The sequence below is a fragment of the Mycobacterium pinniadriaticum genome (assembly GCF_026242045.1).
Taxonomy (GTDB): domain Bacteria; phylum Actinomycetota; class Actinomycetes; order Mycobacteriales; family Mycobacteriaceae; genus Mycobacterium; species Mycobacterium pinniadriaticum.
In genome coordinates, this window is sequence record NZ_JAPJDO010000008.1 from 36469 (window position 1) to 63221 (window position 26753).

General features: G+C 67.2%; 27 protein-coding genes. 14 read left to right on the top strand and 13 right to left on the bottom strand.

What is annotated here, in order from left to right; translation table 11 throughout:
* The first annotated feature begins 6 nt into the window (after positions 1 to 6).
* From ORI27_RS11450 to ORI27_RS11460, 3 genes are read left to right on the top strand one after another with little or no spacing between them, the layout of a single operon-like run.
* Positions 7 to 954 (top strand): SDR family oxidoreductase, encoded by a 948-nt coding sequence (locus ORI27_RS11450; protein WP_265996957.1) that lies wholly within the window; start codon positions 7 to 9, stop codon positions 952 to 954.
* A gap of 49 nt (positions 955 to 1003) precedes the next feature.
* A complete protein-coding gene (locus ORI27_RS11455) occupies positions 1004 to 1240 on the top strand; it encodes a DUF1049 domain-containing protein (RefSeq protein WP_265996958.1) in 237 nt (78 codons plus the stop codon).
* Position 1241: 1 nt separating this feature from the next.
* The gene (locus tag ORI27_RS11460) at positions 1242 to 2324 is read left to right on the top strand and encodes a class I SAM-dependent methyltransferase (RefSeq protein ID WP_265996959.1); all 1083 of its coding nucleotides are present in this window, start codon (positions 1242 to 1244) and stop codon (positions 2322 to 2324) included.
* On the opposite strand, the gene ORI27_RS11465 is transcribed toward ORI27_RS11460, so the two are convergent.
* The 9 genes from ORI27_RS11465 to crtI all read right to left on the bottom strand — a co-directional run bounded on the left by ORI27_RS11465 (position 2316) and on the right by crtI (position 11725).
* Complete coding sequence (locus ORI27_RS11465; RefSeq protein WP_265996960.1) at positions 2316 to 4127, bottom strand: Hsp70 family protein; 1812 nt, start codon at positions 4125 to 4127, stop codon at positions 2316 to 2318. The genes ORI27_RS11460 and ORI27_RS11465 overlap by 9 nt on opposite strands.
* A gap of 103 nt (positions 4128 to 4230) precedes the next feature.
* Complete coding sequence (locus ORI27_RS11470) at positions 4231 to 5301, bottom strand: NAD(P)H-dependent amine dehydrogenase family protein (protein ID WP_265996961.1); 1071 nt, start codon at positions 5299 to 5301, stop codon at positions 4231 to 4233.
* Positions 5302 to 5371: 70 nt separating this feature from the next.
* The gene (locus ORI27_RS11475; RefSeq protein WP_265997139.1) at positions 5372 to 6352 is read right to left on the bottom strand and encodes a DUF5914 domain-containing protein; all 981 of its coding nucleotides are present in this window, start codon (positions 6350 to 6352) and stop codon (positions 5372 to 5374) included.
* A gap of 14 nt (positions 6353 to 6366) precedes the next feature.
* Positions 6367 to 7902 (bottom strand): FAD-dependent oxidoreductase, encoded by a 1536-nt coding sequence (locus ORI27_RS11480; protein ID WP_265996962.1) that lies wholly within the window; start codon positions 7900 to 7902, stop codon positions 6367 to 6369.
* Positions 7899 to 8627 (bottom strand): class I SAM-dependent methyltransferase, encoded by a 729-nt coding sequence (locus ORI27_RS11485; RefSeq protein ID WP_265996963.1) that lies wholly within the window; start codon positions 8625 to 8627, stop codon positions 7899 to 7901. Before ORI27_RS11485 ends, ORI27_RS11480 begins: the two co-directional genes overlap by 4 nt.
* Positions 8627 to 8956 carry a lycopene cyclase domain-containing protein gene (locus tag ORI27_RS11490; protein WP_265996964.1) on the bottom strand — a complete coding sequence of 110 codons (330 nt, stop codon included), beginning with the start codon at positions 8954 to 8956 and terminating at the stop codon, positions 8627 to 8629. The genes ORI27_RS11485 and ORI27_RS11490 overlap by 1 nt, the downstream gene beginning before the upstream one ends.
* On the bottom strand, positions 8953 to 9276 hold the full coding sequence (locus ORI27_RS11495; RefSeq protein WP_265996965.1) for a lycopene cyclase domain-containing protein: 324 nt from the start codon (positions 9274 to 9276) through the stop codon (positions 8953 to 8955). The genes ORI27_RS11490 and ORI27_RS11495 overlap by 4 nt, the downstream gene beginning before the upstream one ends.
* Entirely contained in the window at positions 9276 to 10208 is a 933-nt protein-coding gene (locus ORI27_RS11500; RefSeq protein WP_265996966.1) for a phytoene/squalene synthase family protein, read from the bottom strand. The genes ORI27_RS11495 and ORI27_RS11500 overlap by 1 nt, the downstream gene beginning before the upstream one ends.
* A 2-nt stretch (positions 10209 to 10210) precedes the next feature.
* Entirely contained in the window at positions 10211 to 11725 is a 1515-nt protein-coding gene (gene crtI / locus ORI27_RS11505) for a phytoene desaturase family protein (RefSeq protein ID WP_265996968.1), read from the bottom strand.
* 301 nt (positions 11726 to 12026) lie between these two features.
* Here crtI and ORI27_RS11510 point away from each other — a divergent pair, with 301 nt between their 5' ends.
* Genes ORI27_RS11510 through ORI27_RS11535 form a run of 6 tightly spaced genes read left to right on the top strand, consistent with a single transcriptional unit; the run spans position 12027 to position 18203 of the window.
* The gene (locus ORI27_RS11510; protein ID WP_265996970.1) at positions 12027 to 13553 is read left to right on the top strand and encodes an ABC transporter substrate-binding protein; all 1527 of its coding nucleotides are present in this window, start codon (positions 12027 to 12029) and stop codon (positions 13551 to 13553) included.
* Positions 13553 to 14494 carry an ABC transporter permease gene (locus tag ORI27_RS11515; RefSeq protein WP_265997140.1) on the top strand — a complete coding sequence of 314 codons (942 nt, stop codon included), beginning with the start codon at positions 13553 to 13555 and terminating at the stop codon, positions 14492 to 14494. The genes ORI27_RS11510 and ORI27_RS11515 overlap by 1 nt, the downstream gene beginning before the upstream one ends.
* Entirely contained in the window at positions 14491 to 15375 is an 885-nt protein-coding gene (locus tag ORI27_RS11520; protein WP_265996971.1) for an ABC transporter permease, read from the top strand. Before ORI27_RS11515 ends, ORI27_RS11520 begins: the two co-directional genes overlap by 4 nt.
* A complete protein-coding gene (locus ORI27_RS11525) occupies positions 15372 to 16964 on the top strand; it encodes a dipeptide ABC transporter ATP-binding protein (protein ID WP_265996972.1) in 1593 nt (530 codons plus the stop codon). Before ORI27_RS11520 ends, ORI27_RS11525 begins: the two co-directional genes overlap by 4 nt.
* A 30-nt stretch (positions 16965 to 16994) precedes the next feature.
* A complete protein-coding gene (locus ORI27_RS11530) occupies positions 16995 to 17426 on the top strand; it encodes a hypothetical protein (RefSeq protein ID WP_265997141.1) in 432 nt (143 codons plus the stop codon).
* A 36-nt stretch (positions 17427 to 17462) separates the two neighbouring features.
* Entirely contained in the window at positions 17463 to 18203 is a 741-nt protein-coding gene (locus ORI27_RS11535; protein ID WP_265996973.1) for an SDR family NAD(P)-dependent oxidoreductase, read from the top strand.
* A 33-nt stretch (positions 18204 to 18236) separates the two neighbouring features.
* Here the strand turns inward: ORI27_RS11535 and ORI27_RS11540 are convergent, their stop codons facing one another.
* Positions 18237 to 18692, bottom strand: coding sequence for an SRPBCC family protein (locus ORI27_RS11540; protein WP_265996974.1), 456 nt, complete (start codon positions 18690 to 18692; stop codon positions 18237 to 18239).
* Between the two features lie 6 nt (positions 18693 to 18698).
* Entirely contained in the window at positions 18699 to 19037 is a 339-nt protein-coding gene (locus tag ORI27_RS11545) for a DUF732 domain-containing protein (RefSeq protein WP_265996975.1), read from the bottom strand.
* Between the two features lie 308 nt (positions 19038 to 19345).
* On the opposite strand from ORI27_RS11545, the gene ORI27_RS11550 reads away from it, so the two are divergent.
* Together ORI27_RS11550 and ORI27_RS11555 are read left to right on the top strand one after the other, a co-directional pair.
* On the top strand, positions 19346 to 19777 hold the full coding sequence (locus ORI27_RS11550; protein ID WP_265996976.1) for an MmpS family transport accessory protein: 432 nt from the start codon (positions 19346 to 19348) through the stop codon (positions 19775 to 19777).
* Positions 19774 to 22656, top strand: a complete 2883-nt coding sequence (locus ORI27_RS11555; protein WP_265996977.1) for an MMPL/RND family transporter — start codon at positions 19774 to 19776, stop codon at positions 22654 to 22656. The genes ORI27_RS11550 and ORI27_RS11555 overlap by 4 nt, the downstream gene beginning before the upstream one ends.
* Positions 22657 to 22677: 21 nt before the next feature.
* Here the strand turns inward: ORI27_RS11555 and ORI27_RS11560 are convergent, their stop codons facing one another.
* The gene (locus ORI27_RS11560) at positions 22678 to 23805 is read right to left on the bottom strand and encodes a phosphotransferase family protein (protein WP_407666284.1); all 1128 of its coding nucleotides are present in this window, start codon (positions 23803 to 23805) and stop codon (positions 22678 to 22680) included.
* Positions 23806 to 23893: 88 nt separating this feature from the next.
* On the opposite strand from ORI27_RS11560, the gene ORI27_RS11565 reads away from it, so the two are divergent.
* The gene (locus tag ORI27_RS11565) at positions 23894 to 24367 is read left to right on the top strand and encodes an SRPBCC family protein (protein WP_265996979.1); all 474 of its coding nucleotides are present in this window, start codon (positions 23894 to 23896) and stop codon (positions 24365 to 24367) included.
* A gap of 47 nt (positions 24368 to 24414) precedes the next feature.
* Positions 24415 to 24669, top strand: coding sequence for a hypothetical protein (locus tag ORI27_RS33000; RefSeq protein ID WP_323055597.1), 255 nt, complete (start codon positions 24415 to 24417; stop codon positions 24667 to 24669).
* A gap of 234 nt (positions 24670 to 24903) precedes the next feature.
* On the opposite strand, the gene ORI27_RS11575 is transcribed toward ORI27_RS33000, so the two are convergent.
* On the bottom strand, positions 24904 to 25509 hold the full coding sequence (locus ORI27_RS11575) for a hypothetical protein (protein ID WP_265996981.1): 606 nt from the start codon (positions 25507 to 25509) through the stop codon (positions 24904 to 24906).
* Between ORI27_RS11575 and ORI27_RS11580 the strand changes: the two genes are divergently transcribed.
* On the top strand, positions 25499 to 26737 hold the full coding sequence (locus ORI27_RS11580) for a DUF4185 domain-containing protein (RefSeq protein ID WP_265996982.1): 1239 nt from the start codon (positions 25499 to 25501) through the stop codon (positions 26735 to 26737). The genes ORI27_RS11575 and ORI27_RS11580 overlap by 11 nt on opposite strands.
* Positions 26738 to 26753 lie beyond the last annotated feature (16 nt).

Sequence of the window (26753 nt, forward strand, 5' to 3'; positions counted from 1 at the left end):
GCCGGCATGACTGATCTCGCGCTCACCGTCCCCGACCTCTCCGGGAAATTCGCCGTCGTCACCGGCTCCAACAGCGGGCTGGGACTCGGTGTCACCAAGCGCTTGTCCGCGGCCGGCGCCGAGGTGCTGATGGCGATCCGCAACCGCGCCAAAGGCGAGGCGGCGATCGCCGAAATCCGTGCCGACGTACCCGACGCCAAGCTGACCATGAAGATTCTCGACCTGTCGTCGCTGGCCAGCGTCGCCGCGCTCGGCGAGGAGCTCAATTCCGAGGGCCGGCCGATCGACATCCTGGTCAACAACGCCGGTGTCATGCAGCCGCCCCAGCGAGACACCACCGCCGACGGTTTCGAGCTGCAATTCGGTAGCAACCACCTGGGCCACTTCGCGCTCACGGCTCGTCTGCTGCCGCTGCTGCGTGCCGCTGACAATCCCCGGGTGGTGTCGTTGAGCAGCTTGGCGGCCCGGTTCGGGCGGATCAACTTCGACGATCCCAATTTCGAGCGCGGTTACTCGGCGAATCTGTCCTACGGCCAGTCCAAGATCGCCACGCTGATGTTCGCCCTCGAACTCGACCGGTTGTCCCGCCAGCACGGCTGGGGCCTGTTGTCCAACGCCGCCCACCCCGGGCTGTGTAAGACCAACCTGCAGATCAGCGGGCCGTCGCACGGCCGCGACAAGCCGACGGCGATGGCGCGGTTCTACCAGTTCAGCTGGCGCTACATGCCCTTTATGTGGCAGGAGGTCGATGCCGGAATCCTGCCGGTGCTGTACGCCGCCGTCGATCCCAAGGCTCGCGGCGCCGAGTTCTACGGCCCGCGCGGCTTCCAGGAGCTGGCCGGCGGCGGGGTCATCGAGGCGAGGATCCCCGGTCGTGCCGCGAACCCCGAGGACTGCCGTCGGCTGTGGCAGCTGTCGGAGAAGCTCACCGGGGTCAGTTATCCGCCGAATTAGCTGACAGCGACTAGCGTCAACGTCAGACAGCAATGACGGGAGGGTCGCCATGTCGCCTGACGAAGTCTCCAAGCCCGCCGGTGGTGCGATCGGACGTTTCGCCCTGCGGTACTGGCTGGCCATCACCCTGGTGGTGCTGGCGGCGGTGTTCATCGCCCAGAACCGCGATCGCCAGAGCGTGCACGTCCTGTGGATCACCGTCGAATCCCCGATGTGGTTGTTGTTGACCGCGATGCTGGTCGTTGGTGTCGTAGTCGGGTTGTTGGTGCGCCGCCGCCGGAGTTGAGATGCGCGAGTCCAGCATCGTGGTGCGTCCAGAACCGATGGGCAGCGCCAACTACACGGAATCGTCCCGACTCCAGGCAGCCGGATTGCGGCCCGCCATGCGCCTTTTCGAGGAAGCGGCCCGCACCGTCGCCATCCCGAGGGCACCGCAGCCCATCGCCATCGTCGACTACGGCGCGGCGACGGGGTACAACTCGCTGCTGCCGATCAGTGCGGCGATCGCCATCATCCGCAGGCGCACGCGTTCCGACCACGCGATCCTGGTCGCCCACACCGATGTGCCCGACAACGACTTCACCGCGCTGTTCAGCACCCTGAGCGACGACCAGGACAGTTACCTCAAGAAGGACTCCGCCACCTACGCCTCTGTGGTGGGCCGATCGTTTTACACCCAGATCCTGCCGTCGGACAGCATCGCGCTGGGCTGGAGTTCATGGGCTACCCACTGGCTGCGGCGCACGCCGATGCCGATCCCCGATCACATAGAGGTTTCCCACAGCGCCGACGAGACCGCCCGCCGGGCCTACGCCCGCCAGGGCGCGGAGGACTGGCACGAGTTCATCGCCTTCCGTGGTCGCGAACTTGCGCCCGGGGGCCGGTTGGTGGTGCTGACCGTCGGCCGAGATGCCGACGGCAGTTCAGGATTCGAGACCGCGTTCGCGGCGATCATGACCGCGCTGGACCGGTTCGTCCGCGAGGGCCTGGTCACCGCCGACGAGATGCACCACATGTCGATCCCGTCGACCGGCCGCGACGAGAAGGACTTCCGGGCACCGTTCGCACCGTCGGGACGATTCGAGGGTCTCTCGATCGAGCACCTGGAGCTATTCAACGGCGAAGACCGGTTCTGGTCGCAGTTCTGCGCCGACAAAGACGCGACAGCCTTCGGTGCGAACTGGGCTCAATTCCTTCGTGCTTCGATGTTCCCGATGCTGGCCGCCGCGGTGGACGCGGACGGCGACCGGCGCCGGCTGTTCGTCGAGCAGCTGGAGGCCGCGGTGGCCGAGCAGCTGGCGGCGACGCCCACACCGATGTCCATCCCGCTGGCCCTGGTGGTCCTGGGTAAGCAGCGCCGCTCAGCCTGACGGCGGCTGCAGCACGATCTGCGGCAGACCCGGAATGGTCGGAATGGGCGGGATCGTCGGGATGAACGGCGGCTGTTGAGCCGGCGGTGACGGTGTCACGGTCGCCGTCTGGGTCTGCGTCACCGGCGGCGGCGTGGACACCTCGGTGCTGACGACGGTCGTCGTCTGGGTCTCGGTCACCGGCGGCGGGGCCTGCTCGGTCACCGGTGGTGGTGGCGGCGCCTGGACGACCTCGGTCCGGGTCACCGGCGCGGGCGTCTGCACGACGGTTCGGGGCGCGGGCGCCTGGGTGGCCTGTTGCACCGCCTGGTTCTGCACCGGCGTCGATGTCGGATCGGCGGTCGGTGCGGCGGGGGCAGGTGAGGCCTGCGGGGTGGTGGTGACGCTCGGTGTCGGCGCGATGGGGGCGGTGCTGCTGTCGGCGCTCAACGCCACCGCCGTTCCGGCCCCGGCGCCCACAATCACCAGCAGGGCGGCGGCCACCACCGGCATGGGCCGCCGGTACCACGGCAGCGCGCCGTCCTCGGAACCGGTGTGGTCGACGGGGTCTGGATCGAAGTCGACGACGGGACGGGCGCTGGGCTGCGGCACCGGCTCGGCCCGCGGTGCCAGATCCGGGACATCGGGTGCTTCGGACCAGGCCAGGGCGACGCCGGTCGCGGGCGCGGATGCGACGGCCGCGGCGGGCGCCGCCGGCGCGGGTGCCAACGCGGTGGCACTGTCGTCGGCCGGGCCACGCGCGGCCCGCAGCGCCGCGCCGATCGCACCGGTGAGGCCGGGGCGCGGTGTGGTGATCACCGGAACCCGCAGGTTCTCGGACAGCGTCGTGGTGATCACGGGGATGGCCGCACCGCCGCCGACCGAGGCCACCGCGGCGAGGTCGGCGGGCCGCACCCCGGCCCGTTCCATGCTGTCCTGCAGCACGGTGATGAACTCACCGAGGGAGCGGCCCATCGCGTCGTCGAGCTCGGTGCGGGTGAGCCGGACGTCGCCGTGGAAGTCGGGCAGCTCGGCGGGCAGCGCGGTGACAGTGACGGTGGACAGTCGCTCCTTGGCTGCCCGGCACTGCCCCCGCAGCCGGGTCAGCGACCCGATCGCCGACGTTCCGGTGACGTCCAGCGTCCCCCCGGCCGACAGTTCCGCGATGACGTGCGCCAGCAGGCCCTGGTCGATGAGGTCGCCGGAGAAGTCGACGTGCCGCAGAGTCGGCGCGATCGCGCTCAGCCAGTGTCCCGGGTCGCTTCGTTCCTGCCCTCCGATCGAACCGTCGACCAGGGTGATGGACGTCCCGGTGCCGCCGAAGTCACACAGGGCGATCACCCCGCTCGTCGGCAGGCCGGGATTGGCGGCCAGCGCGGTCAGCGCTGCGGCGGTGTCCGGGATCAGCAGCGGCTCGTCGGCCGCCCACTCGGGAATCTGCGAAATCGCGCGGCGCAGCGACTCGACCGCTGCCGGCCGCCAGTGAGCCGGGTGGGTGATTGCCGCGTTCGGCGGCAGTGGACGTCCCGAGGTGGCGGCATAGGCGATCGCCCGCAACGCGTCGGCGAGTAAGGTCTCCGCGCGGTGCACCGAACCGTCGCAAGCCACGATGCCGACCGGGTCACCGACACGGTCGACGAAGTCGGCGATGACCAGGCCGTCCTCGTCCAGGGCGGGGTTCTCCGCCGGCACCCCGACCTCGGGCGGGCGATGCCGGAACAGCGTGATCACCGGCGTTCGGGTGACCGAGCGCTCGGGTGTCACCGCGGTCAGTGTGGTTGCGCCGACCGACAGGCCGACCGCCGGCCTAATTGGGTCTGTCATGTCGTCCAATCCGGGCTCCCAACCTGATCTCCAGGCATACGGGTACCCCCGCGCCACTCTTCGGATTCACCAAAGATGTCGGTCCGGACAGACCGGACGTTACTCAGCGAATGGTGCCGCGACCTGGGATCAAGGGCAGGTCCAGCGGTGTCACCCAGCCCGGCGGAAAGTCGTTGACGGCCGGCACGGCGTTGAGCGCGCGCAGCCCGGTCGACAGGCAGCCCGCGGCCGCGGCGTCGCGGCCGGAACCGTCGGTGAACCGGAACGCCGTCTCCTGGAAGATGCTGGGCGTGCCCTGGATATCGACCCGGTAGACATCGTCCTGGGTGCCCGACGGCCAGTCCGGCGCCGCATCCTGGCCGATCCGGTTGACGTGCTCGAGCTGGATCCGGGTCTCGCCCCGGTAGACGCCGTTGATGGTGAACCGCACCGCCGCGACGTGGCCGGGCGCGATGACGCCCTTGACGGTCTTACGTTCGGTCGGGGTCACCCACTTGTCCCAGGTGGTGGTGATCTCGTCGAGCTCGATGCCGGCGGCGTAGGCGATCATCGGGACCGTCGCCCCCCAGGCGAAGACCAGGATGTCGGAGTTCTCCAGCAGCGGCTTGAATTCGGGCTCGCGACCGATGCCCATCTCGAACTCGTAGTCACCCTCGTAGTTGGTGTAGTCCAGCAGCTCGGACGCCCGCACCTGGCGTACCTGAGAGGTCAGGCCCATCAGCGTCATCGGGAACAGGTCGTTGGCGAAGCCGGGGTCGATCCCGGTGGTGAAGCACGACGACTGGCCGGCCTCGCAGGCCTGGGTGATCGGGTCGATCCAGTTCGGCGGGTTCAGATGCATCTTCGGCCACACCCACGGCGTCATCGCGGTGGAGCACACGTCGATACCCGCGCGCAGGAACCGCGAGATGAGGTCGATATTGGCATCGGCGTGCGCGGCGGTCGGACCGTAATGCACGAGCGCGTCGGGCTTGAGCGCGATCAGCGCGTCCACCTCGTCGGTGGCCTCGAGGCCGACTTCACCGATATCGCAGATCTTCCCGACGTCGACGCCGACCTTGGCGGGATTGCTGACACCGACGCCGACCAGTTCGAACTCGGGATGCGCGAGCACTTCGGGGATGACCATCCGGCCGACAAAACCGGTACCCCAGATCACGATTCGCTTGGCCATTGCCTCACCTTCCGTTCCGGCCCCCGCCGGCGAGCCTAGCCGCGGCGTCGCACGAGACAGGCCAGAAGTCTCAGTGCGCGGACCCGGAGTCCCGAACGGCGAATCGGCGCTCGGCGTAGGCCAGGTCGTCACGCCACAGCCGGGTGGCCGCAAAGCGCATCAGCGGGGTGATCAGCGGCGCCGCGCGCAACGAGTTCCGAAACCCGGTGCGGTCGGATTGCGCGACAACGGCTTCGATCACCGCGGTCCGGGGGCGCCCGTCGGGTCCCGGCCCCACCGGGGTGGCGTGGGTCTCGACGACGCTGCCGGTGCCCTCGCCGTCGACGATCCGCATGACGATGGTTCGCGGTTCCGGTGCGGTGAATTCGGCGATCACCGGCACTCCGAGCCGTCCCATCCGGAAGGTGACCGCCACCAGGAACCGGTCGGCATCCTCCGACGCGTCGACCGAGGGGGCGCTGAGCACGTCCAGCGCCGTGAACGAGTACGGGTGAAACCACGCGCCATGCCACGGGTCGAGGCGGTTGGCGATGATGTCGGACGGTTCGCACACCCCCTCCAGGCGGGTCACCGCGGCCAGTCGCACCCCGCCGGGGCGGGCCGGGATGACCGGTGCGTCCAGTGCCGGCTCTCCGCCGATCCGGTCGAGGCGGACCCACGCCAGCACGCCGTCGTCGAAGGCCGGCAACGGCTTCCAGCCGAACTCTCGCCGACCCCCGAGTCGCAGACCGTGCCACGGGCAGATCAGGTCGCCGCACTCCACCTTCCCGGTGGCGAGATCGGCGCCCAGATGGGGGCAGGCCGCCGGCCCCACGCGCAACGCCCGCTGCTGATCGCGCCACGCGACGATTTCCATCCCCCCGACCCGGGCGCCGAACGGCCGACCGGACCTGATGTCGGCGCTGGCCGCAAAGACATACCAGTTGCCGCTGGGCCGCGCCTCGGCGCGCCGCAGCGCGGCGTTGATCAGCGCCGGCTGGGCATCGGAGTAGGTGGGCCGCTGACGGGCCCAGTCAGCCTTCGGGATGATCTGCAGCGGAAGAGCTTTCATCCGCGACCTGAAGCTCACGACACTCGCCCCTCCCGGCTGGCCAACCGGCGCAGCACCGGTGACCGGCCCTGCACCGGGACGGTGTGCAGCGTGTGCCCGCCGACTCCCCAGCCGGCCAGCAACCGGTTGGCCGCCGACCACCCAGTGGTGGCGGCCCGCTCCATCAGCGCCACCGGAAGGTCGATGCGGATACCGTCGCCGGCCAGCACCAAACCGTCCACCGGGGTGTGCACCGTCGGCCGGTCGGCGAAGCTGCCCGGGTTGAACAGCGGGCAGTCGTCGCGAACCAGCAGCGTCTCCCCCACGATGCCGGCGTCAGCGGTCTCCGGATACAACTGGTGCAGCCGGGCCAGCATGCGCTGCCGCAGGTCGGGAACTCGCTGCGGATCGGCTACCGAATAGGAGTGCACCTCCACCACCGAACCATGGTGTGCCCGTGCCCATTGCGCGGCCTCGCTTTCGTAGCTGCTGACCACGCTGATGTTGTCCACCGGCTCCAGACCGCCGGTGCCCAGGAACGCCGGCCGGTCCGATTCCACCGGCGCGTCCAGCCACAACCGCTGCACCGCGAACGGGGGTGCGGTCTGCAACCGCGCCACCCGAGTGCGCCAGCGATCATCGCCCAGCCCCGGGGATGCGGCCACGATGCGTTGCAGCGCGCCGACGTCGGTCGCCAGCACGACGCCGTCGGCGTCGACGGTGGTTCCGGAGCCGTCGTGCACCTGCAGCAGCCTGCTCCCCCCGATGCTGATCGATTCGGCGGTCACCTCGGTCCGCAGCCGCACTCCGTGCTCGATCAGGTACTGGCCCAGCGGGTCCCACAGCGCGGTGCTGAAGTTCGATCCGGCGACGTCGAACACCAGCCCTTCGCTGGATCCCAGGAAATAGATGTGGAACATGGTCGCCAGCTCGGCGGCCGAGAGCCGCTCGGGCCGGGCGAAGAAGCTGCGGGCGAACACCTCGAACGCGAGGTGGCGCGCGGCCACCGGAAAGTTGATGTCGCGCAGGAAGGTCTCGGCATCGACGTCGTCGAGCTGCTCGTAGGTCTCGGGAACCGACACCGCGGCGAGCGGAGCGGCCGCACCCGCGTTGAGCCGCACCAGGTCCCGCATCCGGAAGGTGGGGCTGCGCAACGCGAAAACCAGTGCGTTCCACGGCGGCGTCTTCGGCAGTCCCCGAAAGGTGTCACGACGCCCCTGCGCGTCGACGAGCGGATAGTCCTCGACGGCCCGCAGCCGCTCGAGGCCCGGATCGGTGCGGCGCAACAATGTCCGCAGGTTGTAGTACTGCCGGAAGAAGGCGTGGAAGCCACGGTTGTTCGCCACTTCCGCGCCGTCGCCGAGCCGCTCGGTCCACCCACCGACCCGCCCGCCGAGGTAGGCCTGTCGTTCCAGGATTTCCACGGAGACACCGCGTTCGGCGAGTCCGGTGGCCGCCGCCAACCCCGCGATGCCGGCTCCCACGACGACGACATGCGGCCGGCGCGCAAGGGAGTTCGCGTTCGGCACCCCGCGGGGTCCGGGGTGGGTGACGCGGCGCAGATCGATCATCGCGGTGCGTCCGCCAGAAACGTGTGCACGATATCGCGCTGCCACCCGGGCATCGTCTCACTGTGCACGCCGGTGAAGCCCGCTGCGGTCAACCGCCGTTGGAACGCGGCGGCACCGTCGAACGCGTTGACGCTGCGCCACAGGTGGCGGTAGAGCGCGCTGTCCCTGGTCTGCCGCCAGCCGGCGGGAATGATGACACCCCAGCACACCGCATTCCAGATCGCTGCGGCGGCCCGGGAATCACGCACCGAATACTCGTGCACGGCCAGCGTGCCGCCGGGCCGCAGCACGTCGCGAAACGCACGCAGCTGAGCATCGGGGTCGGCGAGGTTGCGCAACAGGTAGGCCGCCAGGATGCCGTCGAACGGGCCATGCACCCCCACCTCGGCGATCGCCTCGATCGGGCTGTGCACGAACCGGACGGTGGCGGGCCAGGACTTCGCGGCGGCTTGCGCCAGCATGCCCGCCGAGGCGTCGACCGCGACGATCTCGGCGTGTGGGGCCGCCTCCAGCAGCGCGGCCGTCGACGCTCCGGTGCCGCAGCCGGCATCCAGTAGGCGCAGCCCGCTGCCGCCGCCCGGAATACGCATTCTGCGTGCCGAGATTCGCAGATGGTCGTGATAGCCGGGATTGGCACCGACCAGCTTGTCGTAAGCGTGCGCGCCGATGTCGAATGCGCCCGGGACCTCCTCCCGTGGCAGGCCCCGGTTGCCCACACTCACCATCACCGTTCACCCCTGTCTTCGGAGCGGGGACGCTGCTTCTCCCAGAGCAGCAGCACCGCGGTGACCATCGCCCAGCCGAACAGGAAATCCTCCACCGGGATATCCCACGGAAATCGCAGTCCGGTGCTGTGCTGTTCGTTGTAGATGACGATCGGTGCGGACAGCTTGGTCAGCCATCCGTCGACGATCACCTGGAATCCCATCACGATAGCCATCGATATCCAGTATTCGACCTTGCCGAACAGCCCGGTGCGCAATACCGCCAACTCGAGCGCGATGACCACGAGGACGGCGACGACGGCGGGCACGGTGTAGCCGAGTCCGGTCATCGGCGGCCGCGCAACGTCGCGAGCATCGCGGTGACCGCCGAATACGTCAGCAGGCCACACACCGGGATCACGATGAAGAACAGCAACTCCTCCAACGGCATCGAGAACCCGACGTCGACGCCGCTGATATAGCGCGGGTTGTAGGTCCACACATGCCCGGCGATCGCGATCACGTCCCAGACGACGAATACCACCGCGACCGGTCCGACCGATAGCAACAGCCGCAGGGGCTGGCGGTAAACCCCGGATCCGAAAATCTCCAGCGGCGCGGTGATCAGGAGGCAGGCGCCCAGCACGATCAGGTACTGCCAGCGATCCATCAGGCCACGCTATACCCGCGGGCACGGCGAGCTCGAACGAGACCGGCGACGAAGACCTGCAACCGCCTTCCCATGCTCACCGAGGCGCGCTGGTCGAACACCGCGAAGTCGATGGCTTCGATACGGTCGAGAATCTCCGAGTACAGCGTGAACGCCGTCGCCACACACGGTCTCGACTGTGGGGCGAGCAACGCGATCCCCTTGCGGGCCTCCCGGTACACCTTCCGGGCGATCGCGTGCTGGGCGATCAGCGCACTGCGGACCTTGGGGTCGGTGTGGCGGTGTTCGTGACACCAGATCAACACGTCACGGTCCACGCCGAACGCGGCGAGTTCGTCGGCGGGCAGATAGACCCGGTTGCGTTCCAGGTCTTCATCGACGTCGCGCAGAAAATTGGTCAACTGGAAGGCCCGGCCCAGCGCCTCCGCGTAGGGCGCGGCTTCATCGGGCGGTCCGACCGTGCCCAGGATCGGCAGCATCTCCAAGCCGATGACGGCTGCCGAGCCACGCATGTAGCGGTTGAGCGCCGCACGGTCCGGATAGTCGGTGACGGTCAAGTCCATCCGCATCGACGTGAGGAACTCGTCGAACAGGTCCAGGGGGATGCGGTAGGTGCGGGCGGTGTGCAACACGGCGGCCAGCACCGGTTCCGTGTCGTCGGCGGTGCCGCTGAAGAACTTCGCCGACAACCGGTCGAGCCGCTGCTCACGCTCGGCGGCGCTGGCGCCGGCGTCCATGTCGTCGAGGATGTCGTCGGCATAACGCGCGAACCCGTAGAGCGCGTGCACTGCCGGCCGCTGCGAGGGCGCCAACAGCCGGGTTGCCAGGAAGTAGGTCCGGCCGTGCTGGGCGTTGAGTCGCCGGCAGTATCGGTACGACTCGCGCAATCGGGAATCGGCGATCCCGGCGGCGTGCAATTCGGTGTGGATCATCGCTACCTGCTTCCGGAGCTGACGATGGTGCGCTTGGCGTAACGATCACCGGTGTGGCCGGTGACACGGTCGGCGGCCAGCCGGCCGGACAGTAGCGCGGTGGGCATGCCCACGCCCGGGACCGTGGACCCGCCTGCCAGCACGGCATTGTCGACACCGCGAATCATGTTGGCGGGCCGGAACGGCCCGGTCTGGGCGAAGGTGTGTGCCAACGCGAACGGCGTACCCGCTGCCATGCCCAGGCGGCCCCAGTCGGCCGGAGTCACGACGTCGAGAATCTCGGCATCGAGCCCGGGCATCAGCCGTGCCGCGGCGGTGGCCACCATCTGACGGGCGTAGTTCGCCCCGATCGAATCCCAATCCAGCACGCCGACTTCAAGATTCGGCGCCGGAGCGAGGATGTAGAGCAGATCGCGGCCAGGCGGGGCGAGGGTCGGGTCCCCCGCCGTCGGCCTGGTCACCAGCAACGACGGGTCGCTCATCGGCACGCCGTCGCGGATGATCTCATCGAATGTGCGGGCCCACTGGCGACCGAAGCTGATGTTGTGGTGCGCGAGGCGGTCACCCACCGCCGGAACCCCGACGTGGGCGACGACCGCCGACGGGGCCGGGCGAATCCTGACCGGACGCCGCGGTGTACGCCCCAACAGCCGGTAGGTCAGCGGCAGTTCGGTTGTGAGAACAACAGCGTCACAAGCAATTCGATCGTTCTCGGTGCACACCGCGGTCACTCGCGAGCCGGTGCGCTCCAGCCCGGTGACGGTCGCGCCGTACTGGAATCGCACCCCGGCCGCAGCCGCAGCGGCGGCCATGGCTTCCGGCACCGCACGCATACCGCCGCGTGGAAAGTACACGCCGGCAACGGTGTCCATGTAGGCGATCACCGCGTAGGCGGCCAGCGCCTGCTGTGGCGGAACGCCCGCATAGAGCGCCTGGAAGGTGAAGATCCGCTGCACGCGTTCATCGGTGATGAACCGGCTGACCATCCGTTCCCAGCCGCGGAACCCGCCGATCGCGGCCAGCCGGGCCAGCTGCGGGGTCAGCAATGACAACGGCGAGGAGAAGTTGGCGGCGATGAAGCCGTCGAACTCCAGCCGGTAGAGCGAAGTCAGCCAGGCGCGCAGCCGCAGATAACCGGCGGCCTGCTCGGGGCCGCTGAATTCCTCGACCGCGGCGGCCATGGCAGCGGCGTCGGAATGGACGTCCAGCGCGCTACCGTCGGCGAAGGTGGCGCGGTAGGCGGGCTCGACCGGCAACAGCTCGAGGTGGTCGGTCATCGAGGCGCCGACCGCGTCGAACGCATCGGCGATGATGTCGGGCATGGTCAGCACCGTCGGACCAGTATCGATGCGATAGCCGTTGATGTCGGCTTGGCCCATCCGGCCGCCCGGGAACGGGTGGCGCTCGAGCACGGTGACCGAGCGTCCGCGGCCGGCCAGTTGCAGCGCCGCTGACAGGCCGGACAGACCCGCACCGACGACCACGACCTGGTCGGTGGCGCCCGGAACGGTACGCATCAATCGCTCCTCTCCCCGCCGAGGGCTTGGTTCGCCCGTACCGGGCACTGCGTGGCGATACCCAGTTGGATGAACGTGCAATCAGATGCAGTTGTGTGGGTTTGGCCCTAGGGGCTCTAGCTGCAGATATCGAGCCGGCTGCACTGCAGCGGACAGCGCGACGCATTCAGGGCTGCCGAACGCGCTAAGGTAGCCATATCCCCTCCGGTCCCCGACCCGTGCCGATTATTTCAGTTCGGCGTTTAGGAGATCAACGGTTCGGGAAACTCGATCGCCGCGACCCCGACCCGGAGACGAGCAGATGAGACGACCAGCGGTCCTGACCGCTGTTTTCGTAATCGCCGCGGTGCTCGCGGCCTGCTCGATGGGTCAACGGGTCGATCTGGGCGGGCCGTCGGCCGGCAATCTGATCGCCGCGATCGCCGGCGAACCCGATCAGCTCGATCCGCAGAAAACCACCGCGTATTTCTCGTTCGAGGTGCTGGAGAATGTCTTCGACACGCTCGTCGAGCCGGACGAAAACCTCGAGATGAAGCCCGCGCTGGCCGAGTCGTGGCAGGTTTCCCCCGATCACCTCACCTGGACCTTTCACTTGCGCCCCGGGGTGACGTGGCAGGACGGCTCGCCATTCAGTGCCGATGACGTCGTGTATTCCTATCGGCGCATCATCGACGACAAGCTGGCCAACGCCGACAAGCTCGGCGCCGTGCGCGAGGTCAGCGCGCCGGATCCCGCCACCGTGGTCATCACGCTGGCGCGGCCGACTCCCAATCTGCTGACGAACCTCGGCGGATTCAAGGGCATGGCGATCGTGCAACGCCACAATGTGGAAAGTGGCCAGATCGCAACACATCCGGTCGGGACCGGACCGTTCGCGTTCGCCGGTCGCAAGAGCGGCGACTCGATCACCCTGATGGCGAACAAGAAGTACTGGGGACCCGCACCAAAGCTGCCCGGTGTGACGTTCCGGTTCATCTCCGAGCCGTCGACGGCGTTGTCGGCGCTGCAGGCCGGCGAGATCGACTGGACCGACAACATTCCTCCGCAGCGCGTCGAGCAGTTGAAGGGCGACGACTCCATCCATCTGGCCGTCATACCGAGCAACGACTACTGGTATCTGGCGCTCAACGAGGCCCGCAAGCCCTGGAACGACGTGCGGGTCCGCCAGGCCATCGCCTACGCCATCGACCGTGCCGCGATTGTGCAAGCCACCAGCTATGGCACGGCGACGGCCAATCAGCTTGCGATTCCCAAAGGCAACCCGTGGTACACGCCGTATGACCGGTATCGGCATGACGTCGGCCGCGCCACGGACCTACTCCGGCAGGCCGGGGTCGGCCACCAGAGCTTGGACATGCTGGTCACCGGTGACTACCCGGAGACGGTCACCGCGGCCCAGATCATCGCCGACAACCTTGCGGCGGTGGGTATCACCGTGAACATCCGCACCGTCGACTTCGCCACCTGGCTCGACGAACAGAACAGCGGTCATTTCGACATGCTGATGATGGGTTGGCTGGGCAACATCGACCCTGACGACTTCTACTACGCCCAACACCACACCGACGGTTCGAGCAACGCACAGAAATTCTCCGATCCCGAGGTGGACCGGCTGTTGGACGCCGGGCGCTCCGAGGTCGACCGCACCGTCCGCAAGGACGACTACGCACGGGCTGCGACGATCATCGCCGACAAAGTGAGCTACATCTTCCTCTACAACGCGTCGGTCATCCAGGCCTGGACGACGAATCTGCACGGGTACACCGCCCGCCGGGACGGCGCGGTGCGCTTCCGCACCGCCTGGTTGGAAACCGGGAGTACGCCGTGATCCGGTTCCTGCTGCGCCGGCTGTTGTATTCGGTTGTCGTGTTGATCGGTGTTCTGATCGTGGTCTTCGCGCTGGTGCACGTTGTTCCCGGCGACCCGGTGCGCATCGCGCTGGGCACCCGCTACACACCCGAGGCCTATCAGGCGCTGCGGTCGGCCAGCGGATTGGACCGGCCCCTGATCGAGCAGTTCTTCTCCTATGCCGGCCACGCGCTGACCGGCGATCTCGGGGTGAGTTTCCGCAACGGCGAACCAGTGACCGCCACCCTGCTGGAGCGGCTACCCGCATCGGTGTCACTGGCAGTGGTGGGCATGCTGATCGCATTGATCATCGCGCTGCCGGCCGGTATCTTCGCGGCGCTGCACCGGGGCCGCATCGGTGACGGGATCGTCCGGGTGGCAAGCCAATCCGGCGTCTCGGTCCCCGACTTCTGGATGGGCATCCTGCTCATCGGATTGTTCGCCTCGACGCTGGGTTGGTTGCCCACGTCGGGCTACCGCCCTTTTCTGCAGGATCCCGGGGGCTGGTTACGCCATGTCGTCCTGCCCGGCCTCACCGTCGGGCTGGTGGCCGGCGCGATCATGACCCGCTACGTCCGTTCGGCGGTGTTGGACGTGGCCGAGGCCGGCCACGTGCGGACTGCCCGCTCCAAAGGCCTTGCGCCCGTGGTCATCACATCACGGCACATTGTGCGCAACGCGCTGGTTCCGATCCTGACCATCACCGGTATCCAACTGGCCACCATCCTCGGCGGTGTCATCGTCGTCGAAGTGGTGTTCGCCTGGCCGGGGCTGGGCCGGTTGACCTACACCGCCGTCGCGGCCCGCGACTACCCCCTGATCCAGGGCGCGGTGCTGCTGATCGCGGCGTTGTTCCTGCTCATCAACCTCGCGGTGGACGTCCTGTACGCGGTGGTCGATCCCAGGATCCGGTTGTCATGACCGAACCGACGACGGACGACGCCGCGCGGGTGTCGAACTGGCGGCTGTTGTTCGGCAATCCCGTGACTGCGATCAGCGTCGTGCTGTTGGCGGTGATCGTCGTGGCGGCCCTCGGCGCGCCCTGGTTGGCCCCGTCCGGCGTCAATGACGTCGACGTGCCCAATGCACTGCAACCACCAAGCGGCGCACATTGGTTCGGCACCGACGAGCTTGGCCGAGACGTCGCGTCCCGGGTGCTGGCCGCCGCTCGGGCCTCATTGCTGGTGGCCGTCGTCAGCGTCGCGTTCGCCTTGGTCGTCGGGGTGAGTGTGGGACTGGTCGCCGGCTATCGGTGCGGATGGCTGGACACCGTCGTCATGCGGTGTGTCGACGTGATGTTCGCTTTCCCGGTTCTGTTGCTGGCGTTGGCAATCGTCGCCGTTCTCGGCCCCGGCTTGACGACGACGATACTGGCCATCGGCATTGTGTACACGCCGATCTTCGCTCGGGTGACCAGGGCCAGTACTTTGGGAGTGCGGGTCGAACCGTATATCGCGGTGTCCCGCTCGATGGGCAGCCCGCACCGCTACATCATGGCGCATCACGTATTGCCCAATATCTCCGGTCCACTGATCGTGCAGACCTCGTTGTCGCTGGCGTTCGCGATCCTCGCGGAGGCGGCGCTGTCGTTTCTGGGGCTGGGTCTGCAACCTCCGCAACCGTCGTTGGGCAGGATGATTTTCGACTCGCAGGGCTTCGTCACGCTGGCGTGGTGGGTGGCCGTCTTCCCCGGCGCCGCGATCTTCCTGATCGTGCTGGCGTTCAACCTGCTCGGTGACGGGCTGCGAGATGTTCTGGATCCCAAGCAGCGCACCTCGGCCGAAGCGGAGCGCAACCGATGACGCCGGTGCTCAGTGTGCATGATCTGCGGGTGCGGATCGGGCGGCGAGAGATCGTGCGGGGTATCTCGTTCGACGTCGAGCCCGAGCAGACGTTGGGAATCGTCGGCGAATCCGGGTCCGGAAAGACGATGACCGCGCTGGCCGCCACCGGGCTGCTGGACACCCCGGGTGCGGTGATCTCGGGCTCCAGTGAGATTGCCGCCAAAGGTGATTCGGGCGCCACCCAACTGGTCGGCGCGACGGCTCGCGTGCTGCGCAGCGTGCACGGTGGGCGCATCGGGTTCGCGTTCCAGGATCCGGGCACCTCGCTCAATCCCCTGCTCACCCTGGAGCGCCAGATCACCGAATCGCTGCAGGCGCACGGCAACCTGACCCGCAGACAGGCCAGAGCGCGAGCCCTCGAGTTGCTGGAGGCGGTCAGGTTGCCCGATGCCGAGCGACGGCTGACCAGCTATCCCCATCAGCTCTCCGGCGGCCAGCGGCAACGGGTCATGATCGCGATCGCGTTGGCCTGCAATCCCGAACTGCTCGTCGCCGACGAGCCGACCACGGCGCTGGACGTGACGACCCAGGCGCAGATCGTCGACCTCGTCAAAGACCTGCAACGCGACTTCGGAGCCGCCGTGGTGTGGATCAGCCATGACCTGGGACTGGTGGGTCAGGTCGCCGACACCGTCGCGGTGCTGCGGGACGGCCTCGCCGTGGAACAGGCCCCCGTCCTGGACGTGTTCGACCGGCCCCGCGAGGCCTACACCCGCCAGCTGCTGGAAGCCCGCCCGCTCATCGGGGCGGGCGGACCGCCACCGCCGCCGGCCGACGCGCAGGTGCTGCTGGACGTGGCCGGACTCGAAGTCGATTTCGGCGGGGTGCGGGCCGTCAAGGATCTGACGTTTCAGATCCGCTGTGGCACCACACTGGGCCTGGTCGGCGAATCAGGCTCGGGTAAGTCCACGGTCGCCGGCGCGCTGACCGGATTGGTCATCCCGAGATCGGGCACGGCCACGCTGACCGGGACGGGCCTTTTCGGCATCCGCGGCACCGCCGAGAAAGCGCTGCGGCGGCGGATCAGCCTGGTCCTTCAGGACCCGTTCTCGGCGCTGAACCCGCGGGCCCGGATCGGCTCGGCGATTGCCGAACCCCTTGTGGTGCATCGGATCCGGCGAAGCCGACCGGCCCGCGCCGAACGGGTGGCCGAGCTGCTCGACCTGGTCGGGTTGCCGGCCGAGTTCGCGTCACGTTATCCGCACGAGCTCTCTGGCGGTCAACGTCAGCGGGTCAGCATCGCTCGCGCGCTGGCGGTCGAGCCGGAACTGGTGATCCTCGACGAGGCGACGGCGTCGCTGGACGTCTCGGTGCAGGCCCGTGTCCTGGACCTGCTCACCGATTTACAGCGCGAGCTGGGGTTGACCTACCTGTTCATCTCCCACGATCTGGCGGTGGTTGAGCGGATGAGCCACGACGTGCTGGTGCTGTGCGACGGCGCCGCCGTCGAATACCGGCCGGCCGCCGACCTACTCAGCGCACCCGAGCAGGACTACACCCGCACCCTGCTTGCCGCCGTACCTCCGGCGCGACCGCGCGCAAGCTGACATGCTCGTCGGGTGAAATCACTCGCCGTCATGAGTCCGCCCGAGTCGCCGACTGTGGCGGGCGCGGTCTCCACCACCGACAGCGCGGTCGTGGCCGGCTCGGTTTCCACCGTGCGCAGCGCAGTCGTCGCCGGATCCATCGCCACCGCCGGCAGCGCAGCTATCGCCGGCTCGATCGCCACCGCGGGCAGCGCGGCCATCGCCGGCTCGATCGCCACCGCCGGCAGCGCGCTGGTCGCCGGCTCGGTCGCCACCGCGGGCAGTGCTCTCATCGCCGGTAGCGTGCTCACCGTTGCGTCGGTGCGACTGCGGAAGTGCGTCGCGTGCCTGGCCTGCGTCGCATGCCGTCGCTGTACGGCGTGCGTGGGTTGTGTCCGGTGCACCGACTGCGTGGGTTGTGTCGGGTGCTACAACTGCTCGGGATTGCGCAACGCGGTAGGTCTCCGCGACGTCCACGCCTAGGCCGGTCGTGGTGGAGACCCCAGAAAGGGTCGGGCCATGACACAGCTGAACGGGAAAGTCGCCCTGGTGACGGGCGCATCGTCGGGCCTGGGTGCCGCGACGGCGCAGTTGTTCGCCGAGCGGGGCGCGACGGTGTTCGGGATCGCCCGTGACGCCGAGCGTATGGCGTCGGTGTTCGACGCGGTGCCCGGCGGCGGGTATGCGTCGGTCGACATCACCAGCGCGCAGGCCTGCCGGGACGCGGTGGCGCTGTGCGTCGAGCGATTCGGCAGACTCGACGTGCTGGTGAACGCGGCGGGCTTTCACCAGATGCGGCACACCGCGTCGGTGACCGACGAGGATTGGGATTACGACCTCGCGGTCAACCTCAACGGGCCGTTCTATCTGTGCCGGGCCGCCCTGCCGCACTTGCTGGAGGTCGGCGGCAACATCGTCAACGTGGCCTCCATCGCCGGCGTCGAGGGCGAGGTCTATTCGGCGGCGTACTGCGCCGCCAAGCACGGGCTGGTCGGGATGACGCGGGCGATGGCCATCGAGTTCACCAAGGAGCAGTTGCGGGTGAACGTGGTGTGCCCGGGTGGGATGCTCACCCCGCAGGTGACCGACTTCAAAACCCCCGACGACGCCGACTGGAACCTGATCATGCGGATCGCCGCACCCCGCGGGATGATGGCGCCGGTCGATGTGGCGAAGGTGATCGCGTTCCTGGCCAGTGACGACGCCGTCACCGTGCATGGTGCGGTGTACAACGTCGACAACGGCAAGACGGCGGGTTAGATCCGGCGGGTTGGAGCGAAGCGACCCGGGAAACTAGGTACGCGCCTCGAAGTGGCGGCGGATGCCGGCCAGCATCTCCTTGTGGGCCTGAACCGCCTGGCGGACCGTGACGCCGAGAAGCGGCCACGGCGCCCTGAACCGGATCCGTTCGGTCAGCCGGGTTCCCGCCGCTGTCGGGTCGAAGGAGACCACCGAGTCCAGCCGAACCGCCGGGAACTGCCGGGCCTGGGTCAGGACCGGACCGACCGACGGCACCTCGAGCCGCGCCGTGTAGGTGATGGGCAGCGTCAGGATGCCCAGCGGGATACGGTCGCGCACCCGGTAAACCTGCACATAGCCGTCGCCGGTATCGGTGCGCGACAGGCTCGCGACAGCCACCACCAACGGGTGCACGTCGGAGATGTTGGTCAGATCGACGTAGTGGGAGCGGACCTCGTCGGGCGCACCCGGGACGTCCTCACCGAGAACCCGATCGACAGGACCGGCCATCGGCAGCTACTCGACAGCCGCTCTCTGCAGTACGCCGACCTGATCCGGGCAGTAGGTGCCGATCGCGGCGCCGAGGAACTGCAGCGCCTGGGCCTGGGTGCTGCCCAGCGGGAGGTTGGTCAGGATGAATTTGGCGGAGGCGTAGGTGTCCTGATCCAGGCCGGTGGCCAACCGCTTGCAGGTGATCTTGCCGATCCACGCGTTGTAGTCACGAGGCCCGTAGATCCCGAAGGTGTGCAACTGGTTGGCGAAATCGGTGTCGGGATCGGCGTGCGACGGCGCGGCCAGCACGATCGGCGCCGCGACGGCCGCAACGGCGGCCATGGCAAGCCTCGTAACGTTCATGGTCGCTGATTGTAGGACAGCTAAACACCGCCGCACGAGCCATCCCGCACAATTGACGTCGTGACGCCGGCAGGAATTTCGGAGCCGATGTGACCTCCGGCACGAATGGCCGAGGCGAATCGATTGCCTGAGCTACTGGGGGGTATCGTCCGATCAGTTAAGTGAGCTAATCTCTTACGTAAATCAGCTAAGCTGTCGCGACGCGATGAAGATGGGGATCAGATGAGACGGACGGTCACGCTCACGAATGGCGCAGAAGGAGTCACCGCGCTGTCCGTGTCGGCGTCGTAGTCTCGTCGGGGAAACCTATGGTCAAGGCACTGAGGCGGGCGTGGTTACCGCTGGTCATCCTGATCGTGGTGGCTATCGCCACGTTCGGCGTGGTCCGACTTCACGGAGTCTTCGGCAAGACCGAGCTCACTCGTCCCGGCAGCGGCCTCGCCAACGACACCAAGCCGTTCAACCCCAAGCAGGTGACGTATCAGATCTTCGGCCCCGAAGGCGCGGTGGCAACCATCAACTACCTCGACCTCGACGCACAGCCGCAGATCGCGCGCGACATCACCCTGCCCTGGTCGCTCACCCTCACCACAACCGCCCCGGCCGCCAGCGCCAACATCGTGGCGCAGGGCGACACCGACACCATCGGCTGCCGCATCCTGGTCGACGGGGTGCTCAAGGATGAGAAAACCTCGACCGGTGTCAACGCCCAGACCTTCTGCCTGGTGAAGTCGGCATGACCAATCATCACGTCGGCGCGCACCCGATCATTCCCCGCTTGGTGCGGAAGTTCTCGGTACCGATCATCCTGTGCTGGCTCGGGCTGGTCGTCGTCCTGAGCGTCGCGGTGCCGCCGCTGGAACAGGTCAGCCAGGAACACACGGTGTCGTTGTCGCCCGACGACGCGCCGTCGATGCAGGCCATGAAACAGGTCGGCAAGGTCTTCCAGGAATTCGACTCCAACAGCAGCGCGATGATCCTGCTGGAGGGTGACCAGCCGCTGGGCGCCGAGGCGCACCACTACTACGACGGCTTGATCAAGAAGCTGGAGGCCGATCCCAAGCACGTCGAGCACGTGCAGGATTTCTGGGGCGATCCGCTGACCGCCGCCGGGTCACAGAGCGCCGACGGCAAGGCCGCCTACGTCCAGCTCTACCTGGCCGGCAACCAGGGCGAGAGCCTGGCCAACGAGTCGATCGACGCCGTCCAGAAGATCGTCGAGGCGAATCCGCCCCCGGCCGGAATCAAGGTCTACGTCACCGGCCCGACGGCGCTGAGTCACGACCAGCACAACGTCGGCGACGCGGCTGTCCGGACGGTCGAGATGGTGACCATCGCGGTGATCTTCGTGATGCTGCTGTTGGTCTACCGCTCGATCGTCACCACCATCCTGGTGCTGCTGATGGTGTTCCTGGAGCTCACGGCGGCCCGGGGCGTCATCGCGTTCCTCGGCAACGTCGAGTTCATCGGCCTGTCGACATTCGCGGTGAACCTGCTGGCGACACTGGCCATCGCGGCGTCCACCGACTACGCGATCTTCCTCATTGGCCGCTACCACGAGGCGAGACTGGCCGGCGAAGACCGCGTAACGGCCTACTACACGATGTATCACGGCACCGCGCATGTGATCCTGGGCTCCGGCCTGACCATCGCCGGTGCGACGTTCTGCCTGCACTTCACCCGGATGCCGTACTTCAAGTCGCTGGGCTTTCCGTTGGCCATCGGCATGCTCGTGGTCGTGCTGGCGGCACTGACCCTCGGTGCCGCGGTGATCGCGCTCGGCGGCCGCTTCGGCCTGTTCGAGCCGAAGCGCAAGATGAACACCCGCATGTGGCGCCGGGTGGGAACGTCGGTCGTGCGCTGGCCCGCACCGATCCTGGTCGCCTCGGTTGCCCTGGCCCTGGTCGGGTTGATCGCGCTGCCGTCCTACACGACCAACTACAACGACCGCAATTACCTACCGGCTGACATCCCCGCCAACCTGGGCTACGCGGCCGCCGACCGGCACTTCCCGCAAGCCCGGATGAATCCCGAGCTGCTGCTCATCGAGACCGATCACGACGTGCGCAACCCGGCCGACATGCTGGTCATCGACCGGATCGCCAAGACGGTCTTTCACATTCCGGGGATCGGCCGGGTGCAGACCATCACGCGCCCCCTCGGTACCCCGATCGAGCACACCTCGATTCCCTTCATCATCAGCATGCAGGGCACCAACCAGACGATGAACATGTCCTATCTACAAGACCGCATGAAGGACATGCTGAAGATGGGTGACGAGCTGCAGGTCACCATCGACACGATGGAACGCATGCTGGCCCTGACCAAAGAGATGGTCGGGATCACCCACGACATGGTCACCAAGACCAAGCAGATGGTCGCCGATACCAACGAGATCCGGGACAACATCTCCAATTTCGACGATTTCTTCCGCCCCATCCGCAACTACCTCTATTGGGAACCGCACTGCTTCGACATCCCGATTTGCTGGTCGATGCGGTCGATCTTCGACTCACTCGACGGAATCGACACGCTCAGTGACGATCTCGCCGCGATGGTCGTCGACATGGACAGGCTCGACGTCCTGATGCCGAAGATGGTCAAGATCATGCCGCCGATGATCGCGACCATGAAGACGATGAAGACCACCATGCTGACCATGCAGTCCACCATGAGTGGCCTGCAAGACCAGATGGACGCCATGCAGCAGAACGCGACAGCGCTGGGGCAGGCCTTCGACGCGTCGAAGAACGACGACTCCTTCTATCTGCCACCCGAGGTGTTCGACAACCCGGAGTTCAAACGCGGCCTGAAGATGTTCGTCTCACCGGACGGAAAAGCGGTGCGGTTCATCATCGCCCATGAGGGAGACCCGGCCACACCCGAAGGCATCTCGCACATCGGCAAGATCAAGAACGCCGCATTCGAGGCGATCAAGGGCACCCCACTGGAAGGGTCGAAGGTCTACCTCGGCGGTACCGCATCGGTGTACAAGGACCTGCAGCACGGCGCCAACTACGACCTGCTGATCGCCGGAATCGCAGCGCTGGGACTGATTTTCATCATCATGCTGGTCCTAACCCGAAGTGTGGTGGCGGCGGCGGTGATTGTCGGAACGGTCGCGCTGTCCCTGGGCGCTTCGTTCGGCCTCTCGGTGCTGCTCTGGCAACACATCCTTGGTCAGCCCCTGCACTGGATGGTGATAGCGATGGCGGTGATCATCCTGCTGGCGGTGGGGTCGGACTACAACCTGCTGCTGGTCGCCCGGTTCAAGGAAGAGATCCATGCCGGAATCAACACCGGGATCATCCGGTCGATGGCGGGCAGCGGTTCGGTGGTGACGTCTGCCGGACTGGTCTTCGCGTTCACCATGGGCTCCATGGCGATCAGTCCGCTGGTGGTCGGCGGTCAGGTCGGAACGACGATCGCCTTGGGCCTGTTGTTCGACACTCTCGTGGTCCGTTCGTTCATGACACCGGCGATCGCGGCTCTCCTCGGGCGCTGGTTCTGGTGGCCGCAACGGGTGCGTCAGCGCCCGTTTCCGCAATCGTGGCCGTCACCAAGGGATTCCACGGACCGGCCGTCGGTCGGGGTTGACGCGCCCGGTAGCTCGACCTGACGGATCGGCCCGGCGTTCGGGTCAGCCCGCCCGCTGCAGTGCGGCGACGGTATCGAGTTCCTCCAGCGCGGTCACCGCGCGGCGCAGGCCCTCCAAAGCGACCCCGTCGTCTTGCAATCCGCCGAGTCCGGCGGTCGCCAGACTCGAAACATACGGGTGCACAACGGCTTGCCGATAGCGGGTCCACAACTCGTCGCGATCCAGCTGTGGTCCACCCTGGGTCGCCAGTGCGCTGCGGTAGGCATCGAGCAGGTCGCGTTCGACACCGAGCCGGTCGCCGGCCGGCGTGCCCAGGACGATCGCGTACGCGAGGTCGCGGGAAGGGTGGCCGCGGCGGACGACCTGCCAGTCCAGCAGGCCGGCCCGGCCGCCGCGGAAGTAGGTGTTCCCGGGATGGGAGTCACCGTGCAGGACGGTGTGCGGTCCGCTGTCGATCGTGGCGGTGGCTGCCGCGAAGTGCTCCCAGATGTAGCGGCCGGCGTACACCGGTATCGACGTGGAACGAGCCAGCCGGCGTGCCGACATCCGCATCACCGAGGGCGTCATCAGGTTTGCCGGGTCATCCGAGGGCGCCAGCAGCCAGCCGAATCGATCACCGCCACCGCGCTTTTGCGGCAACCGGCCCCAGAACGTCGCGTGCAGGCCGGCCAACACCTCGACGAGTTGCGCCATTTGATCGCCTGCCAGTGGGTGCAAGGTGTCGGGGAACTGACACGGCGAGGTCGCCATGTCCTCGAGCACGACGATGTAGCGCCCGGTGAGCTTGTCGAACGCCGAACCGTACGCACGCGGAACGCCGGCAGGAAGTTCGGGCGCCAGCTCGCGGTAGAACCGGGATTCGGTCTCCCCCAAGCCGGCCAGTTCTCCCAGCATCCGGATACCGGCGGTGGCCGCGGACATCTTCACGAACACCGAGGACGGCACGTCATCACCGGTGAGTCCGAGCCGCACCCGGCTCGACGTGCCTGCCGTGCCGTCCAGATGGGTCACCGACTCAACGCGTCGGCCGATGATCGTCGACAGCGTCGCCGGCGTGAGGTCACCGATTCGGCGCGGGAACGACCTTCGACCGCCCAGAGCCGTGTCGAGGGCAAGGCGCCGCACACCGCGGCCAACATGAGCGCCGAAGCGCACCACCGAACGCACCATTGGACCATACCGCCACTAGATACCGTGCAGTTACAAATTCGCATGAAAGTGTAAACTGCCCGCACAGCACACAAGAAAGGCAACGCAATTGGGCATCGTGACCACGAGCTCGGAGACGGCCTTCAGCCAGTCACCGGAGACGCTCTACGATTTCGTCACCAATCCCGCCAACTGGACCAAGACGTATCCCGGTAGCAACTATGTGGGCAAGCTCGACACGCTGCCGCTGGCGATCGGCGACACCTGGGAGGAAGGTGGCCCCGATGGGGACCGCATCTTCACCTGGCACCTGGCCATGGCCGTGCGCCCCACATTGTGGGTGTTCAACTCGGTGGGCCGGCTCGGCCACGACCGGGAGGGCAATGGTGGCATGGAAGGCCGGATCACCGTCCAGTACCACTTCACTGCACCCGGTGAGGGCATCACCTTGTTCACCCGCACAATGACCATCGAGGCGCCCAAGGAAGCCCCGATGCCCGACGCGTTTTTCCGAATCGTCAACCCGGCCAACATCGACCGCTATCACGCCGCGATCGCGCGGGAGCTCACCCTATCCCGTTGAGACCGTGATGATGGTGGCCGCCCGACTCGGTCGGCGCCGGCGGCGCGATGACCGTTGGGCTGAAACTGTTCGGGTTGGAGGGGCTGAGCTCCTTGTCGGTGGGCACTGCCGGCGCACTGGTCGACGGCGTGGTTGTCGTCGTTGACGACGGTGGCGCGGGGGGCTCGGCCGTGCTGCACGAAGCGACGAACGAGGCCATGGTGAGCAGAGCGGCAACTGCGGCAATGCGGGCACCAACCGAGGGTGAACTCATGAGATTCCTTGTCCAGAAAGCAGTGAACCCGCCCTCGTCGGAGCCGTAGATAGGCCTGAATGCCTGTTCAGGCGAAAATGGTCCCAGACATGCCGTGAAATGGCAACCTGCGAAGTTTCCTCTCTTGCGGCGTGATGGTCTCGTACGGATTCGCCGAAATCGGGGCCTGACGACCGTGATCGCCGATACCGGCTGGCTTCTCGCAACCGCTTGAGGTGTGAATTTGTTTGCAGACTTGTGACCAGAGTGGGCCATGAGGTTTGCCAGATGCGGTACCGTCTGCTCAGAACACTGACCGCATTCGCATCAGTACGCAGGCCGGGGGGTTTGCGATCGAGTCGGTGGCTGGAACCGAGCCGACCAAGGGGGAAGTGATGGGTCCGACGAACAATGCCTCGGCGTATGTGGGTCGCCTCGGCGGCCTCGCTGTGGGCCTGGGTGTGGGGGTGGCGATCCTCGCCGGCGCCGGTGCGGCATGGGCGGACACCGGGGGCTCCGGGGATTCGGGCTCGTCGACGCCAAGTTCGTCGGCCAACAAGTCGGCCGGCACCGGTTCCCCGTCATCGGCGAAACCCAAGCCCAAGGCCCACTCGCCCCGCACGTCGACCAAAGTCAGGACCCGCACCGTCTCCAGCACCGCCAGCTCGAGCACGGTGACGGCACCCGCCGCCGCCTCGGTGGCACGGGCGAGCGCAGTCAGCGCCCCGGCGACGCCCTCCCCGGTGCGGGCCGCCGCCCGATTGCTGTCCGCGGTCGGCCTCACACCGGTGGGCGGCGGTGATTCCCCGGACTCCCCCGCTGTGGCCGCCGCGTCGGGGTTGGCGACCTCGGGCCGGCGGGTAACCGCGCCCGCCGCGGCCTCCGTGTCGTCAGCCGCCGTGGTTTCCACGGCCGCCGTGGTGACCTCCCCGCCAAGCAGCCTCGCCTCATCGCCGGTCGGGTGGGTGACGGGTCAGTCCAACACCGCCTACCCCGGGATCGGGTGGCCGCAGACCAACAACACCGCCAGCTTGGGAATCTGGGGCACCGACCTCGGAATCATGTGGGAGAACGGGCTGACCGGCAAGATCCAGCTGGCCTTCGGGGACACCTTCAGCGGGCCGAACATGACCGGCGACTGGCGCTCCAACGTCCTGCTGCTGAGCACCGACACCAACCTGACCAACGGGCTGACGCTGTTGAAGACCGGCTACGCCTACCAGTTCATCCCGAGCTCCGCCGGCGCGCTATTCCCGATCTTCGGATCCGAGGTCACGATCATCCCCACCTCGGCCGTTTCGGTGAACGACGAGCAATACGTCAACTACATGTCGGTCAGGTCGTGGGACACCCCCGGCCGGTGGACCACCAACTATTCGGCTGTCTCAATGTACGACGAGGACACCGACAAGTGGGTGCTGCAGTCATCGACCATCCGCTCGGCGAGCTGGTTCGGGTCATCCAGGCCGTACGTTCCGGGTAACCAGAACTTCCAGCAGGCGGCCTACGTGCTGGAACCCGCCGATCAGGTCGCCGAGGGCGATACCCAGTACCTGTACGCGTTCGGCACGCCGTCGGGGCGCGCCGGCTCGGCCTACCTGTCCCGGGTCGCCGTCGACGACGTGACGAATCTCGCCAAGTACGAGTACTGGAACGGAACCGATTGGGTCACGGGCAAACCCGTGGCCGCCACCCCGATCATCGGCGATTCCACCCATTCCGCAGGCCTTTTCGGGCCGATCATCGACTGGGCCAACAACCCCCGCGTGTTCGGTGGGATGCTCGGCGGTCTGTTCGGCGCCAAAACAGGCGGCAACGTCAGCGAGATGTCGGTCCAGTACAACGAATACCTGGGCAAGTACGTGATGATGTACGCCGACGGAAAGAACAACATCCAGCTGCGTTACGCCGACGTACCCAACGGCGAGTGGTCGACACCGATCACCGTGGCGACCTCGACGACGTACCCGGGTCTTTACGCCCCGATGATTCATCCGTGGTCGGGCACCGACAAGCTGGTCGACAACAACGGCGACCCCGATGACAGCACCCTCTACTGGAATATGTCGCTGTGGGGCAACTACAACGTCGTGCTGATGGAGACCGACCTGTCCTCGTTGAAGGCCACACTGGTCTGAGCCCGGCCCCCCGGGG

Bases quoted from the DNA above. Each gene is read 5' to 3' on its own strand.
- ORI27_RS11545 (WP_265996975.1), bottom strand. From the start codon at position 19,037: ATGAACGTTACGAGGCTTGCCATGGCCGCCGTTGCGGCCGTCGCGGCG.
- ORI27_RS11455 (WP_265996958.1), top strand. From the start codon at position 1,004: ATGTCGCCTGACGAAGTCTCCAAGCCCGCCGGTGGTGCGATCGGACGT.
- ORI27_RS11555 (WP_265996977.1), top strand. From the start codon at position 19,774: ATGACCAATCATCACGTCGGCGCGCACCCGATCATTCCCCGCTTGGTG.
- ORI27_RS11525 (WP_265996972.1), top strand. From the start codon at position 15,372: ATGACGCCGGTGCTCAGTGTGCATGATCTGCGGGTGCGGATCGGGCGG.
- ORI27_RS33000 (WP_323055597.1), top strand. From the start codon at position 24,415: ATGACCGTTGGGCTGAAACTGTTCGGGTTGGAGGGGCTGAGCTCCTTG.
- crtI (WP_265996968.1), bottom strand. From the start codon at position 11,725: ATGCGTACCGTTCCGGGCGCCACCGACCAGGTCGTGGTCGTCGGTGCG.
- ORI27_RS11470 (WP_265996961.1), bottom strand. From the start codon at position 5,301: ATGGCCAAGCGAATCGTGATCTGGGGTACCGGTTTTGTCGGCCGGATG.
- ORI27_RS11535 (WP_265996973.1), top strand. From the start codon at position 17,463: ATGACACAGCTGAACGGGAAAGTCGCCCTGGTGACGGGCGCATCGTCG.
- ORI27_RS11480 (WP_265996962.1), bottom strand. From the start codon at position 7,902: ATGATCGATCTGCGCCGCGTCACCCACCCCGGACCCCGCGGGGTGCCG.
- ORI27_RS11485 (WP_265996963.1), bottom strand. From the start codon at position 8,627: ATGGTGAGTGTGGGCAACCGGGGCCTGCCACGGGAGGAGGTCCCGGGC.
- ORI27_RS11475 (WP_265997139.1), bottom strand. From the start codon at position 6,352: ATGAAAGCTCTTCCGCTGCAGATCATCCCGAAGGCTGACTGGGCCCGT.
- ORI27_RS11490 (WP_265996964.1), bottom strand. From the start codon at position 8,956: ATGACCGGACTCGGCTACACCGTGCCCGCCGTCGTCGCCGTCCTCGTG.
- ORI27_RS11495 (WP_265996965.1), bottom strand. From the start codon at position 9,276: ATGGATCGCTGGCAGTACCTGATCGTGCTGGGCGCCTGCCTCCTGATC.
- ORI27_RS11560 (WP_407666284.1), bottom strand. From the start codon at position 23,805: ATGGTGCGTTCGGTGGTGCGCTTCGGCGCTCATGTTGGCCGCGGTGTG.
- ORI27_RS11450 (WP_265996957.1), top strand. From the start codon at position 7: ATGACTGATCTCGCGCTCACCGTCCCCGACCTCTCCGGGAAATTCGCC.
- ORI27_RS11460 (WP_265996959.1), top strand. From the start codon at position 1,242: ATGCGCGAGTCCAGCATCGTGGTGCGTCCAGAACCGATGGGCAGCGCC.
- ORI27_RS11500 (WP_265996966.1), bottom strand. From the start codon at position 10,208: ATGATCCACACCGAATTGCACGCCGCCGGGATCGCCGATTCCCGATTG.
- ORI27_RS11520 (WP_265996971.1), top strand. From the start codon at position 14,491: ATGACCGAACCGACGACGGACGACGCCGCGCGGGTGTCGAACTGGCGG.
- ORI27_RS11550 (WP_265996976.1), top strand. From the start codon at position 19,346: ATGGTCAAGGCACTGAGGCGGGCGTGGTTACCGCTGGTCATCCTGATC.
- ORI27_RS11540 (WP_265996974.1), bottom strand. From the start codon at position 18,692: ATGGCCGGTCCTGTCGATCGGGTTCTCGGTGAGGACGTCCCGGGTGCG.
- ORI27_RS11530 (WP_265997141.1), top strand. From the start codon at position 16,995: ATGAGTCCGCCCGAGTCGCCGACTGTGGCGGGCGCGGTCTCCACCACC.
- ORI27_RS11465 (WP_265996960.1), bottom strand. From the start codon at position 4,127: ATGACAGACCCAATTAGGCCGGCGGTCGGCCTGTCGGTCGGCGCAACC.
- ORI27_RS11510 (WP_265996970.1), top strand. From the start codon at position 12,027: ATGAGACGACCAGCGGTCCTGACCGCTGTTTTCGTAATCGCCGCGGTG.